Origin of the sequence: Amycolatopsis sp. lyj-112, assembly GCF_046549055.1 — a bacterium.
In the GTDB taxonomy this organism is placed as follows: domain Bacteria; phylum Actinomycetota; class Actinomycetes; order Mycobacteriales; family Pseudonocardiaceae; genus Amycolatopsis.
Genome location: NZ_JAJPWS010000022.1, coordinates 48,547 through 61,951, shown reverse-complemented (window position 1 = coordinate 61,951; position 13,405 = coordinate 48,547). Strand labels below are relative to the sequence as shown.

Annotated in this window: 12 protein-coding genes and 1 other RNA gene; 9 read left to right on the top strand and 4 right to left on the bottom strand. The window is 68.1% G+C overall.

The genetic code is table 11. The annotated features are described in order from the left end of the window. The first annotated feature begins 131 nt into the window (after window positions 1-131). On the top strand, window positions 132-1,871 hold the full coding sequence (locus tag ACLJRL_RS39210; RefSeq protein ID WP_410661470.1) for a hypothetical protein: 1,740 nt from the start codon (window positions 132-134) through the stop codon (window positions 1,869-1,871). A 9-nt stretch (window positions 1,872-1,880) separates the two neighbouring features. On the opposite strand, the gene sfnG is transcribed toward ACLJRL_RS39210, so the two are convergent. The 4 genes from sfnG to ACLJRL_RS39190 are packed head-to-tail and all read right to left on the bottom strand — an operon-like array spanning window position 1,881 to window position 6,914. Further along, on the bottom strand, window positions 1,881-3,008 hold the full coding sequence (gene sfnG / locus ACLJRL_RS39205) for a dimethylsulfone monooxygenase SfnG (protein ID WP_410661469.1): 1,128 nt from the start codon (window positions 3,006-3,008) through the stop codon (window positions 1,881-1,883). Window positions 3,009-3,041: 33 nt separating this feature from the next. Continuing rightward, window positions 3,042-5,867: an AAA family ATPase gene (locus ACLJRL_RS39200; RefSeq protein WP_410661468.1), complete on the bottom strand. Its 2,826-nt coding sequence runs from the start codon at window positions 5,865-5,867 to the stop codon at window positions 3,042-3,044. A gap of 31 nt (window positions 5,868-5,898) precedes the next feature. Next, window positions 5,899-6,336, bottom strand: a complete 438-nt coding sequence (locus ACLJRL_RS39195; RefSeq protein WP_410661467.1) for a zf-HC2 domain-containing protein — start codon at window positions 6,334-6,336, stop codon at window positions 5,899-5,901. 11 nt (window positions 6,337-6,347) lie between these two features. Continuing rightward, window positions 6,348-6,914: a sigma-70 family RNA polymerase sigma factor gene (locus ACLJRL_RS39190; RefSeq protein ID WP_410661500.1), complete on the bottom strand. Its 567-nt coding sequence runs from the start codon at window positions 6,912-6,914 to the stop codon at window positions 6,348-6,350. Between the two features lie 247 nt (window positions 6,915-7,161). Between ACLJRL_RS39190 and ACLJRL_RS39185 the strand changes: the two genes are divergently transcribed. The 8 genes from ACLJRL_RS39185 to ACLJRL_RS39150 all read left to right on the top strand — a co-directional run bounded on the left by ACLJRL_RS39185 (window position 7,162) and on the right by ACLJRL_RS39150 (window position 13,404). Continuing rightward, entirely contained in the window at window positions 7,162-7,812 is a 651-nt protein-coding gene (locus ACLJRL_RS39185; protein WP_410661466.1) for a DUF4142 domain-containing protein, read from the top strand. Continuing rightward, window positions 7,809-8,633 (top strand): ferredoxin, encoded by an 825-nt coding sequence (locus ACLJRL_RS39180; protein WP_410661465.1) that lies wholly within the window; start codon window positions 7,809-7,811, stop codon window positions 8,631-8,633. Before ACLJRL_RS39185 ends, ACLJRL_RS39180 begins: the two co-directional genes overlap by 4 nt. Beyond that, window positions 8,630-9,913, top strand: coding sequence for an NAD(P)/FAD-dependent oxidoreductase (locus tag ACLJRL_RS39175; protein ID WP_410661464.1), 1,284 nt, complete (start codon window positions 8,630-8,632; stop codon window positions 9,911-9,913). Before ACLJRL_RS39180 ends, ACLJRL_RS39175 begins: the two co-directional genes overlap by 4 nt. Further along, the gene (locus ACLJRL_RS39170; RefSeq protein ID WP_410661463.1) at window positions 9,834-10,442 is read left to right on the top strand and encodes a hypothetical protein; all 609 of its coding nucleotides are present in this window, start codon (window positions 9,834-9,836) and stop codon (window positions 10,440-10,442) included. The genes ACLJRL_RS39175 and ACLJRL_RS39170 overlap by 80 nt, the downstream gene beginning before the upstream one ends. A gap of 14 nt (window positions 10,443-10,456) precedes the next feature. Next, an RNA gene (gene rnpB / locus ACLJRL_RS39165) (RNase P RNA component class A) lies at window positions 10,457-10,846 on the top strand. 492 nt (window positions 10,847-11,338) lie between these two features. Next, window positions 11,339-12,202 (top strand): SCO6745 family protein, encoded by an 864-nt coding sequence (locus ACLJRL_RS39160; RefSeq protein WP_410661462.1) that lies wholly within the window; start codon window positions 11,339-11,341, stop codon window positions 12,200-12,202. Between the two features lie 442 nt (window positions 12,203-12,644). Continuing rightward, window positions 12,645-12,914, top strand: coding sequence for a hypothetical protein (locus tag ACLJRL_RS39155; protein ID WP_410661461.1), 270 nt, complete (start codon window positions 12,645-12,647; stop codon window positions 12,912-12,914). A gap of 13 nt (window positions 12,915-12,927) precedes the next feature. Continuing rightward, window positions 12,928-13,404 (top strand): hypothetical protein, encoded by a 477-nt coding sequence (locus ACLJRL_RS39150; protein ID WP_410661460.1) that lies wholly within the window; start codon window positions 12,928-12,930, stop codon window positions 13,402-13,404. The last annotated feature ends 1 nt before the right edge of the window (window position 13,405 follow it).

Sequence of the window (13,405 nt, the reverse complement as noted above, 5' to 3'; positions counted from 1 at the left end):
AGGTGTGGTGCGGATCACGCCTGGATATGACGCGTCGTCGGCACCCCATGGGGTATTGGCTACAGTGCCGTGGGGCGCATGCCGTGCGTTTCCCGGTAGCGGCACGCGAACTAGAAGGCAAAGACGGGGACATGACGGCGAGCGCACTCAGCGAAGCTTCCGAAAAAGACGTGCCCGACCCGGCGGACACGCCGGCTCGCCGTGGCCTGGCCGCCCGGATCGCGCCCTACCTGGCGGTGCTAGCCGGAGTCGCGGCACTGGCCTGGCATGCCACGCTCTACGGACATTGGATCGTCGACGACGCGGCGATCACCTTCTCCTACGCGCGCAGCTTCGCCGATGGCCTCGGCCCGGTCTTGCAGCCGGGGCAGCCCTCGGTCGAGGGGTTCTCGAACCCGACCTGGACGGTGCTGCTGGCGCTCGGCAAGCTCGTCGGGATCTTCGACAGCGGCACGCTGTTCGGTGTCCCCGACTACGTCATGTTCCCGAAGCTGCTCGGCCTGCTGTTCACCGCCGGGACGCTGGCCGCGTGCCACGTCGCGGCGAAGCAGATTTTCCAGCGCTTCGCCTGGCTGGCGACACTGGTCGTCGGGCTGACGCTCGCCGCGATCCCGTCGTTCGTCATCTGGACCATCTCCGGCCTGGAGAACTCGCTGTTCGGGATGGCCATCGCGTGGCTCGCCGTGCTGCTGTTCGTGGCCGTCCGCAAGGACCGCGTGCTCACCGCGAAGGTCGCCATCTGGTCCGGGGTGCTGGTCGCGTTCGCCGCGCTGACCCGCCCCGAAGGCCTGATCTACGGCGGCGCGTACCCGCTGGTCGTGCTGTTCCAGCTGCGTAAGCCGCTGCTGGGGCAGAGCGTCAAGTTCATCGTGGTGTCCGTGGTGGCGTTCGCGATCCCGTTCGGCGCGTACCTCACCTGGCGGATCGCGGAATTCGGCAGGCTGCTGGCGAACCCGTCCATCGCGAAGGGACAGGGGCTTCCCGGCCTTTCGGCGCTGAAGCAACCGTTCGAACTGGTCGGCTACGCCGGCATCGCCGGGACGATCCTGCTGGGGCTGACCATCGGCTACGCGCTCGTCCGCGCGGAATGGCGCCGCAGCCTGATCGCGCTGATGACGCCGCTGGCGCTGGGCATCATCGCCTACGGCGTGATGGTCCCGGACTGGATGGGGCAGCACCGTTTCGCCACCCCGATCTGGATTCTCGCGGCCCTGTCGGGAACGCTGGCCGCCGGTGAACTGCTGCGCCGTTCGCGCGCGGTCCTGCGGACCGTCGTGGTGCTCGTGCTGGTGGCGGCGGCGATCCCGTCCGGGATGGGCTTCGCGTCGACCTCGAAGACGTTCCAAGAGGTCCCGACAGTGCCCGCCTGCCTGATCGCCGACCGGTTCGGCCGCGGCTTCAACACGATCGCCGACATCCTCGGCCTGCAGCAGGCGTCGCTGCTCCTGCCCGACCTCGGCGGTTCGTCGATGACCAGCCGCCTGCACCTGGTCGACATGGCCGGGCTGGTCGAGGCGGACGTCGCGGACTTCGTCAAGAACGGCGACATGCCGGGGCTGCGCGACTACGTGTTCGACAAGGTCAAGCCGACCTTCATCCACTCGTGGGGCCCGTGGGCCGCGGGCAACGGCATCACCGTCGACCCGCGGATCGACCGCGACTACGAGCCGATCTTCGTCTACCCGGGTGGCGGGCTGCGCAACGGTGACTTCGTGCGCAAGGACGCCGTCTCCAGCCCCGAGAAGCTGAAGGCCGCCCAGGACTACGCCGCGAAGACGCTGCCGGACGTCGAGAGGGCACGTTTCGGCGGACCGCTCAAGGACTGCGGCCCGACCATGCACCCCGGCCAGACGGTCTACGCGGGCCAGTAACTACCGCAACTAGAGGACTACTTGCGTGAGGGGTTCGGGGGTGGCGGAGCTTCGGTCCAGGTCCGCCTCCTTCGCCCGGATCACCGGCAGGACGTGCTTCCCGAAGTACTCGACGTCCTCCAGGTAGTGCAGGAATCCGAGCAGCAGCAGGTTCGCCCCGCGCCTCTTGTACTCGATCGCCCGGTCCGCGATCTGCTCCGGCGTCCCGATCAGCCCGGTACGGAAGCCGTCGTTGTACTGCACCAGATCCTTGAACTCCGAGTCGGCCCACATGCCCTTCTTGTCCGAAGTGGAGTTTCCCGCCTGCTTGACGGCGTTGCGGAAACCTTCGACCGCTTCGGTGTTGGCCTTCTCGACGATCTCGCGGAGCACGGCCTTCGCTTCGCTCTCGGTCTCCCGTGCGATCAGGAAACCGTTGAGCCCGAACCGGACCGCGTGGTCGTTCTCGGCCGCGTAGCCGCGGACCTCCGCGACCTGTTCACTGAAGCCGTCGAAATCCTTGCCGTTGCTGAAGTACCAGTCGGAGACGCGGCCGGCGAGTTCGCGCGCGGCGGTGGAGTTACCGCCCTGGAAGATCTCGGGATGCGGCCGCCCGACGGGTTTGGGTTTGATGTCGAAATCGTGAATCCGGTAGAAATCGCCGTTGAATTCGGCGTGGTCGTCGGTCCAGAGTTCCTTCAATACGCGGATGAACTCTTCCGAACGCCGATACCGTTCATCGTGTTCGAGCCAGGGTTCACCGAGTCCGGTGAATTCGTCCTTGAACCAGCCGCTCACCACGTTGACCGCCGCGCGCCCACCGGAGATCACGTCCGCGCTGGCGATGAACTTCGCGAGCACGCCGGGATGCCACAGTCCCGGGTGGACCGCCGCGATCACCTTCAGCCGCTGTGTCGCGAGCAGCAGCGCGAGGCTGAATCCGGTCGATTCGTGCTGGTAGGAGGCGCCGTAGCTGGCCGTGTAGCGGACCTGGCTGAGCGCGTATTCGAACCCGCTGTTCTCGGCGAGGACAGCGAGATCCCGGTTGTACTCGTATCCCCAGTCGGTGCGTTGTTCGATGTCGCTGGTGACCAGCCCACCGCTCACATTGGGGACCCAGTAGGCGAATTTGAGTGGTTCGGATTCGGTTTCCGGCATACCGCGGAGTGAACCGCCGGGCGAGCGAATCCGTCAATCGCCGTCCACGCGCTGGGACCGGCCGAGCACCGTACTCAATTCCGTGCGGCCGGCGATCTCCAGTTTCCGGTAGGCGCCGGACAAATGCAGTTCGACCGTGCGGCGGGTCAGGTGCAGCGCCTCGGCGATTTCCCGGTTGGTGAGACCTTGTGACGCCATCACCGCGACGCGGTATTCCTGTTTGGTGAGACCGTGGTCGTTGTCCTTCGCGGGAACCGCGCTCGTCCGCGCGTCCCGCAACGCCTCGGCCGCCCGCCTCGCCGGCGACCGCGCCCCGCAATGCTTCGCGAGCCGCGCGGCCTGCCGCAGTGTGACGATCGCCTTCTCGCCGTGCCCGTGCCGGGCCCGCAGCGAGCCGAGTTCGGTCAACGCCTCGGCCAGCGCCAGTTTCGCGGTCGACCCGCTGAGGATGTCGACGGCCTTGGTGAGCACGCGCTCGGCTTCCTCGTCGTCGCGGACGAGCCCGATCGTGGTCAGCGCGCCGCCGAGGATCCGCGGCGCACCCCAGCGTTCCGCGGCTTCGAGATCCTCTTCGGCGAGGCGCGTCGCGGCATCGGTGCGGCCGAGCGCCAGCGCGGCGCGGGCGGCGTGCGCGCGCCAGGGGGCGAACCCGGGGAAGCACATGCCGTGGTGTTCGAGACGGCGTCCGCAGCCGCGCAGGTCTTCGTAGCCGAGTTCGGGTTCGCCGGTGGCCACCCGGAGCCTGCCGCGTGCGTAGAGCAGGTAGTTGTGGGTGAAGTGTGCTTGTGTGGCGGCGAAATCCAGTTTCTCGAGCTGCGCCGTCGCGACGTCGTAGCGGCCGAGCTCGACCGAGGTCTCGATCAGCCTGGCCGCGCACAGCACGGCCACCGGGCAGTCGCTGGTGGCGCCGCGCTCGTCGAACTGCCGCATCAGGGATTCATAGTGGACACTCGCCCGCACCAGGTCGCCGCCGGCTTGCAGGGCGATCCCGCGGGCGAGAGTGGCGAGGGCGCCCTTCGGCACGTGGTAGTCCCACGGCAGGCGTTTCGTGTCGAGCACCTGGCAGAGCCGGTCGGTGAGGGCGGCCTCGTCGGCGAGCACCGCCGTCGCGAGCGTGAAGAAATAGGGCTGCTCGAACAGTTCGGGCTGTTCACCGGACAACGCCTCACCGAAATGGCGGACAGCCTGCGCGGACGACACCCCGCTCCGCACCGTGTCCAGTGCGAGCAGACCCGAACGGCTCTGCTGCGCGGCCGGGTCGTTCAACGGTGCCCACTGCCGCTCGAAGTCGCGGAAGTCCGGCGGCGGGCCGAGCCTGCTGCCTGCCTCGGCGAGATAGGTCATGCACAGCAGCGGCCAGACGGCGTCGGGCCCGCCGGCGTCGAGCCGCGCGGCGAACTGGCCGGCGGAGTTGATCGCCAGCCGCGCGTCGGGGCCGCCGCACAGCGAGAGGATCATCGCGGTCGCGACGAAGGCCGCGGTCTCCCGGTCGTCGATGTGGTCGACGGCTTCGCGTACCCGGGCGGGCGCCAGATCCGGGTCGCAGTGGAACTCCGCGTGCGCGAGCTGGAGCAGGATCGCCATCCGTTTGCGTTCGCTGAGCCGTTCTTCCAGCGCGCGGAGCAGGAATCGGACCGCGAGCCCGGCGTCCCCGTTGACCACCGAATAGCGCGCGGCCAGCCGGAGGATGTTGACCGCCCAGGGGATCCTGATCGCGGTCGCGGCCAGCAGGTGGGTCGCGATGCGCTCCGGCGGGGCGCCGGCGTCGTGCAGGAGCCGCGCGGCCCGGGAATGGTTGACCGCCCTGGTGGCGAGCGGCATGTCGGCGAGCACCGAATTGCGGACGAAACGGTAGGTGAGGGTGGGTTGGTGGCTGTTGGCCAGCAGGTGCACGCGCACCATCGTGTCGATGGCTTCCAGCGCGGTGATCTCGTCGACCCCGGCGAGCTGCGCGAGCAGATCGAAACTCGCGTCCTCACCGAGGATCGCGACGGCTTCGAGCATCTTCGGCGCGGCGGTGTACTCGTGCATGCGGACGCGCAGGACCTCGCCGATCATCGGCGAACCGGCGGTGTCCAGGTCCATGCCGGGGATCATGCGGCGGCGCAGCGCCCCGAGCAGATACGGGTTGCCGCCGGTCACCTCGTGGCATTGTTCGGAAAACCGGCCCGGGGCGAGGCGGAGGAACTCGGCGACGTGGCGCGGCCCCAGTCCGCGCAACCTGATCGTCGCCGGGGTGCAGCCGGACATCTCCAGCAGGGCGACCTCGCCGGTCTGCAGATGCCCGATCAGCGAGGTCAGCACGATCATCACCGGCAGGTTCTCGACGCGGTGACGGATGTAGGCGAGGCATCGCATCGACCACGGGTCGGCGAGGTGGATGTTGTCGATGCCGAGGAAGACGGGTCCCTGTTCGGCGGCGTGCCGGACGGTGTGGAAGAAGGCGTCGAGCGACTCGGTCTGTTCCTGTTCGTTCCGGGGACGGCGGTCCGGCAGGGATTCGGTGGCGTGCGGTGCCCGCGGCCGCGGCGAACCGGCTTCGGCGGGGGCGTGGGTGAGCCCCTCGACCAGCTGGCGGCCGACACCGCCGCTCAGATGGGTCTCCAGCCGGGACGCGGCGGCGATCGCGACGGTGAAACCCGCCGCCTTCGCCAGCTCACCGGCGGCGGTGAGCACCGAAGATTTGCCCATGCCGAACTCGCCGACCACCACCGCACTGGTGGCGCGCCCGTGAAGAGCGGCCCGGAACAGCCCGGTGATCGTGTCGAGTTCGCTGTCGCGACCCAGTAACCCGGCGGCGCGGCGCTTCGGTACCGAAGGCCCGCCGAAGGGACTCTCGGGATTTACTTCGGTATGCACCGTAGAGACCTTCGTGTCGGCTTGCGGCAGACTACTCGAACGAGAGCGGTAGTGGGAGTAGTCGCTGGTCGCGGCCCTTGTCCGGGGCGCGGTCCAGCTCGTCGTCGAGGGGAGCCGGGGACACGATGCCCGTATGCGAGGCACCCCGCCGGTACCGGCCGCAAGATCGATGCGACGACAGCATGGCCGCGACGACGCACACCAGGATGACCACGACCAGGTTGGCCGCGACCATCGACAGCCGCCCGCAGCGCCGCACCAGGAAGGCGCCGGGCCGCCGCGCGGCCCTGGTCCCGCCTCCCGGCGACAGGTAGCGCAGATCGGCCTTCGCCAGCGCGTCTTCGACCGACGTGAACTCCGCGACCTGGTGGCCGCAGCGCTCGCAGCCCTTCAAGTGCTTTTCGAAGGCGTATGCCTCGGCTTGATCGAGCACACCGAGCACATAGGCCGCGACATCGGTGTGTTTCACCTTTCGCTTCCTCATCGCGAACCCAGCTCTCCTAACGACCGTCGCAATGTCCTCATAGCCGCGTACAGCCGTGATTTGACCGTTCCCTCGGGTATTCCCAAAATCACCGCCGCCTCCCGGACGGTATGTCCGGTCAGATACGTCTCGTAGATGACCGCCTGATATTTGCTGTCCAGATATCGTAGCGCTTCGGAAATGACGAGCGCGGACAGTGACTGATCCGTCCGGTCCGCTATTTCGGCGTTTTCCGAATTTTCCAGCTCCACCTCCTGTGGGCGGGCACGCCGGTTTCGCCAGCCGTCGATCACGATCCGCCGGGCGACTGTGAGCAGCCAACCGCGCAGCATTCCGGGCTCGCGGTTCAAGGTGTCCGAATGCTGCCAGGCGCGGATCAGCGTCTCCTGAACCACGTCTTCGGTCCATTGCTGGTCATGGTTCGTCAGATACATGACCTGACTGAACAAAGTGCCTCGAAAGTCCTTGTACAGCAACGAAATCAGCTCGTCGGACGGGTCGCCGGACATGTCGGTATCCTGACGATCGCGACTGAACTGGCACCCTCTGCCCACTGCTTCCATAAAGCTCGCAACCTCCCAGCGGTGGAGGATTTTCACAGGTCGGACCACCGTAGCGCAGACTATCGGCTTAAGCCATGTGCAGTAGTGCTCCAATTACAATTGGTTGCCCGGTACGTATGGCGGCGATAAACGGTTCTAAATATGTCGTGTGATGCACATCACACCGTCCCGGATGGGTAGAGATCGAACCGCTCAGTCCGGTTCCCCGTACTCCCAGTGAGGCACTTTGCGAACGGGGACGGGTGAAATGATCTTTCGACTGCTGGGATTGGTGATCGCCTGCATGGTGATATGGGTGGGAACTCCCGCCCAAGCCAGTGCAGAAATCGACGCTCATGATCGGGAACTGCTCGTCCGGGTGCGCCAGGCCGGATTATGGGAAGGCCCCGTGAGCCGGCAGGCCGAGCAACGCGGGAACGGGCAGCGGGTGCGCGAGGTCGGTCGCAAACTCGCCGACGACCACGACCGCCTCGACGCCCAGGTACGCGAACTCGCCCCGCGGGTCGGCGTCACCTTGCCCAGCGAGCCCACCGAGGAACAACGGTCCTGGGTGGACGAGATCACCGGTTCCGCCGGAGCCGACTTCGACCGCGCCTACGTCAACCGTGCCCGCGCCGCGCACGGCAGCATCTTCGGCCTGGCGTCCCAGGTCCGGGCGGCCACCCGCGACGACGTGATGCGCTCCTTCGCCCAGACGGCCGTCGACACCGTCATGCGGCATATGACCCTGCTCGAAAGCACCGGCATCGCCGAGACCACGTCGCTGATGGTGGTCTCCACCGACGGCAACACCCTCGACGGAGGCGACGTCGTGCTCGGCGTGATCATGGTCGGGATCGCCGGGGGCGCCACCTTCGCCTTGGTGCGGCTCCTCGGTTCACCGGGAAGGCGCGCATGACGGCGCCACTTCTCGCGGTCATCCAGGCCCCGTCCCCGCACGACAGCGGGGTGCGGGACATCGCCACGTTGTCGGCCCGGTTCGCCTACGTGACGATGTGCCTGACGCTGGCGTGGGGCGTCTTGAGCGCCACAGGCTGGATCCGGCGCGTCACCGGCCATGAGGCGTTGCGCGGCGGTCACGTCGTCCTCGCCACGTTCACCCTCGCCACCGGCGTGGTCCACGGCCTGTCCTATCTCTTCCTCGACGACGAGTCGTTCAGCGTGCTCATGGTGCTGATCCCGTTCGCCGGCGGCGGTTTCGCCCGGCACGCGGCCGGCATCGTCGGGCTGGAACTGTTCCTCGCCGTTTCGATCACCGCCGCGCTGGGCCGCCGGGTGAGCGGCCTCAGCGTGGTCAGCCGCGGCTGGCAGCGGTTCCACCAGGTCAGCTACTTCTCGGTGGGCCTGCTGGCGATCCACTCCTGGCTCGGCGCGGCCGCCAACGGGAACCTCGCGAGTGTCTGGCTCGGCGGGATCACCGTGCTCACCCCGGCCCTCCTGCTCACCGTGCTCCGGGTGCTGCCGCCCCCGGTGCTGGTCCGTCTCGGCCTGCTCGACGGCGAGGGCGGCCGGGCGAAACCGATCCGGGTCACCGTCGACGACAAGAAATGCCACCGCTACGCCATCTGCCAGGCCGAAGCGCCGCAGGTCTTCCAGCTCCAGGGAGACGGCCAGCTGCGCTACCTCCGAAAACCCGGCTCCAAACAGGTGCCGCAGGTCCAGGCCGCGGCCAGAGCTTGTCCGATGCGAGCCATCCAACTGCAAGGGGCGGGTCAATGAGCGAACGGATCGTCATCGTCGGCGGCGGGCTGGCCGGGCTGCGCTGCGCGGAACGGCTGCGGGAACTGCGGTTCGACGGGGAACTGGTGATCGTCGGCAACGAACCGGACCTGCCCTATCACCGCCCGGCGCTGTCCAAGCAACTGTTGACCGGCGGTACCCACCCCGCCGAGATGATGCTCGCCCGGCTCGACGAGATCGACGCCGAATGGCGGTTCAACACCCCGGCGACGCACCTGCAGCCGGGCCGCCAGGTCGTCCACCTGCCCGGCGCGGAGGAACTGACCTACGACGGGCTCGTCATCGCCAGCGGCGTCGAACCGCGGCGGCTGTCCGGTGTGCCGCACGGGCATCCGCGCGTGGTCGTCGTGCGCACCCTGGCCGACGCCGCCGAACTGCGGGACAACCTGGCCGCCGACAACGGTCCGGTCGCGGTGATGGGCAGCGGCTTCATCGGCTGCGAAGTCGCCGCGAGCCTGCGCGAGATGGGCCGCGAGGTGACCATCGTCGGCCGGTCCGCCACGCTGCTCGGCGAGGTCGTCGGCAAGCACATCGGGCAGAAGCTTTCGGCGCTGCACCGGTCGAAGGGTGTCCGGCTCGCGCTGGGCGCGTCCATCGACACCTGGCAGACCACGGCCACCGGGCTGCGGCTGCACTCCTCCGACGGCTGGATCCTCGACGTCTCCTGTGTCGTCGTCGCCGTCGGCACCGTGCCGTCGATCTCCTGGCTGCGCGGCGCCAAACTGCCGCTCGACGACGGCGTCGTCTGCTCGCCCACCTGCCATGTGCTGGGCCAGAACAACATCGTCGCCGCCGGCGACGTCGCCCAATGGCCCAACCTCCGCTTCGACGAGACACCCCGGCGGGTCGAGCACTGGCTCAACGCCGTCGAGATGGGCCGGGCCGCCGCCGAGAACCTCCTGGCCGGGCCGCAGGCCGCACAGCCCTTCGCGCCGGTGCCGCGGTTCTGGTCCGAACAGCACGGCATGCGCATCCAGGCGGGCGGCATCCCGAAGCTGGGCACCGACACCGTCGCGCTCGCCTCACCCATCGGCGGCGAGAAACCCGTCACCGGCTTCGTCCGCAAGGGACGCCTCGTCGGCGTCGTCGGCCTCGACAGCCCGGCGGCCGTCCTCCACTGGACCAACGAGATCGCCGAACAGAACCCCGTGAGCCACCCGGGAGAAACGGAGGCGCCTGATGCGCCGATCGCGGTTGACCATGCTCGTCGTCGTGGCGGCGCTCGTCGTGGGCGCCGCGATGTGGTGGCAGGCGGTTGACTCCGACGACCAGGCCGCGCTGACGGCCGGCGCCCCGGTCACCGAAGCCCTCCCCAGCCCGCGCACCCCGCCGTCGACCACGCCTCGGCGGACCAGCACGAGCCCCCAGGCCCCGACGTCGTCCACCCCGGACGACGTCGGGGCCGGCGAGCCGCCCGCGCAGCTCACAGCCGTCTACATGACGAAGATGGGACAGGCCGTGATCGACGGCGCGGGAGCCGTCCTCTTCCGCTTCGGGCACGACAACCCGCACAAGGCCAAGTCGGCGTGCCTCGGCGAATGCGCCGAGGTCTGGATCCCCATCACCACCGCCGGCACCCCCGAGGTGACCGGCATCGACCCCGCACTCGTCAGCACGATCAAACGCCCTGAGGGCGCCAAACAGGTCACCCTCGCGGGCTGGCCCCTCTACAAATTCGCCAACGCCCGGCCCGGCGAATGGACCGGACAGGGCACCGACCACGCCTGGTTCGTCATCAAGCCCGACGGTGAACGCAACCTGAACTGCCTGCCCGCGCCCGTGCAGTAGGCTTCGCCGTCGGACGAGTCGGCAGGGCGGCCGCGAGCCGGGAAACCGGTTCGAGGAAAGTCCGGACTCCACAGGGCAGGGTGGTTGTTAACGGCAACCCGGGGCGACCCGCGGGACAGTGCCACAGAAAATAGACCGCCCCCGTTCGCGGGGGTAAGGGTGAAACGGTGGTGTAAGAGACCACCAGCGTCCTGGGTGACCAGGACGGCTAGGTAAACCCCACCCGGAGCAAGGCCAAGAGGGAGCCGCGAGGCTCCTGCGCAGACGACCGAGGGCTGCCCGCCCGAGTCTGCGGGTAGGCCGCTCGAGCCCGCCGGCGACGGCGGGCCTAGATGGATGGCCGCCACTCGCGGAGCCGCAAGGCGACGTGAGGACAGGATCCGGCTTACACGCCGGCTCGTCCGTACTCTTGCCGAGCGCTGACGGAGGCATCCCGCAGGGCACAAGCCCCGCGAGATGCCTCCGTCAGCGTGAAGGCGCCTCGTCGCGCTGACTGACGCGAAGGGGCCTTTCCCTGCATCACAAGGGTGCTGTTGGCGAATTGGTGGCCGGGGCAAATGTGCGTCGATGGACGTCACCCGTGTTTGGACGGCGAACTCGCGTGATCAGACGGCGAACTCGGCCGTGGCCGGATTCCGCCGCGAGTTCCGTGTCCCATCACGCGTGATCGCCGTTCAATCACGATTGTTCGCCGTCCAAACACGCGTGTCCTCCCTCAGCTCACGCGGCAACCAGGGGATCTTCCACTCGGCCACGAATAACCAACAGCTTCATCACATGCGCGGAAAGCCCCCTTCACCTCAGGCCCGGCGGGGCGGTAGCAAAGGTCCCTTGCTCCCGAAAGCGGCTCCTTCGGGCACTGCGGCCGATGCCTACTTGCGGGTAGGGTGCCCCCTATGGGTGAAGCGAGTCGGGTCACGGGACGGTTCCGCGGGACGTTCGATGTACTGCATTCCCTCACTTACTTCGCGCCCGAGACGGAAGCCGCGCTCACCGACGCGGGGCTCCGGCCGGGGCGCATGTGCTACTTCGCCGGAAGGGCGGCGCCGATGGGCGCGGTCGGACCGGGCGTCGTCGCCGCCACCTTCTACAACTTCAATCCCGAACTGGTCGCCCGCTACATCCCGCGCGCGTGGACGCTGGCCACCCCGGACCGGATCATCGAGGCCCGGTACGAAGCCGTCGACGCCACGCTGACCAGGCTGCTCGGCAAGGACGTCCTCGACTCCGAAGAAGTCGTCGAAGCGGCCGCGCTCGCCCGCGAGGCGACCGCGGGCTGCGAGGTCGGCGGCCGCACGCTCTTCGCCGGGCATGCCGACCTCGACTGGCCGAGCGAACCGCATCTCGCCCTCTGGCACGCCATCACGCTGCTGCGCGAGCACCGCGGCGACGGCCATATCGCGGCACTCCTCCTCAACGGTCTCGACGGGCTGTCCGCCTTGGTGACCCACACCGCCACCGGCAAGGGCTTCCTGCCGGCCGCGGCCAAGCTGTCCCGCGGCTGGAGCGACGAGCAGTGGGACGGCGCGGCCGCCACCCTCCGCGAGAAGGGCCTTCTCGACGCCGAGGGCGGCCTCACCGAGGCCGGGACCACTCTCCGCGAGCGGATCGAAGCCGCGACCAACGAGTCGTCGACCGGTCCTTGGGCGCATCTCGGCGAGGAGAAGACCCGGCGGCTGCACGAGTTGTGCGGCCCGCTGAGCCGTCGAGCGGTCGAGGCCGGCGCGTTTCCCGCGAATGTGTTCTCCCCGGGCCGTTAATCACGCTATGTAGTGAAAATGCGTGTTAAGTCTTCGCTTTGGGTAACGGACCTATGACTTTCCCTTGATCGGCATCCATGATTTTTGTCGAATCCGAGTTCACTCAGCGGACTCGCGGATAGCCACCGAACGAGTCATGCCACACTGGTCACGGCCGGATTACAGTCCGCCGACCCGTACTCACAGTGAGCAAGCACCTCGCAACCGGGTGAGTCCGGCAGCACACTGCGAAATACGGGTGGCCGGGGTTAAACCAGACGACCCTTGCAACGATGATGGAGACCGAGGATGGTCGTGGTGCTGTGCCTCGCTCTGTGAGAAGTAGACAAACCGATATCTACAGAGCGCGCTTTGACCGCTACCCCTCGTGACGCCATGATGTTCCCAGCACCACCGAGCCAGAACCGCGCGAACCCCCTCTCCGCGCACCGGGAGTAATGCGATGATGACCTTGACCACCCTTGACACGCTGGCCCAGGGCGGAGAGCTCGGCACCGGCAACGTCCGCACTTGGCTGATCGACAACGTCATCCCTCTGGTGCTCCTCGCCGTCGCCCTCCTGCTCCTATGGCTCGGTGGCGGCAAGGGGGACAACGCGGGCGTCATGCGCCGTCTCGCCGGTGTCGTGATCGCGCTGGCGATCATCGGTCTCGCGGTGAGTGGTGCCGGAGTCAACGTGGGCCAGTGGATCGCCGGCCTCTTCACGGGCTGAGGCAGGGCTCGCGTTGCGTATCCGAACCGATGACGAGGTTTACCGGGTCGACGCCGTATGGCTCGGCCCGCCGAAAGCGACTTTTCCCTGGAGAGCCCGCTACGTCGCGTGGCTCATCGGTATCCCGGTCTTCCTGCTGGTGCTCACCGCCGAACGGTGGGCGGGCTGGAGCTTCGGGTTCTTCTCGACCGCCTGGGCTTTCGTCGCCACAATTGTGATCACCAGGTTGATCACGGCCAAGATCAGCCACGAGCGCCCGCTGGGCGCCGTGGCCGCGATGGCGGCGAAAGAGCTCAATTCACCTAGAGAACGGACCACGGGTACGGGTGGCGCCGCCAGCGCATCCCGCGTCCGGGTACGGGCGACCCGCCCGTTGCCGAAGCACCGCAGGAGACGGCAGTACCAGCACCACGGCTACGGCGGCGGCGCCGGAGCTCAGGGAACACCACGAGCGCGTCGGAGCCGTCCTGCGGCTCAGGCCGGGAGGTAGT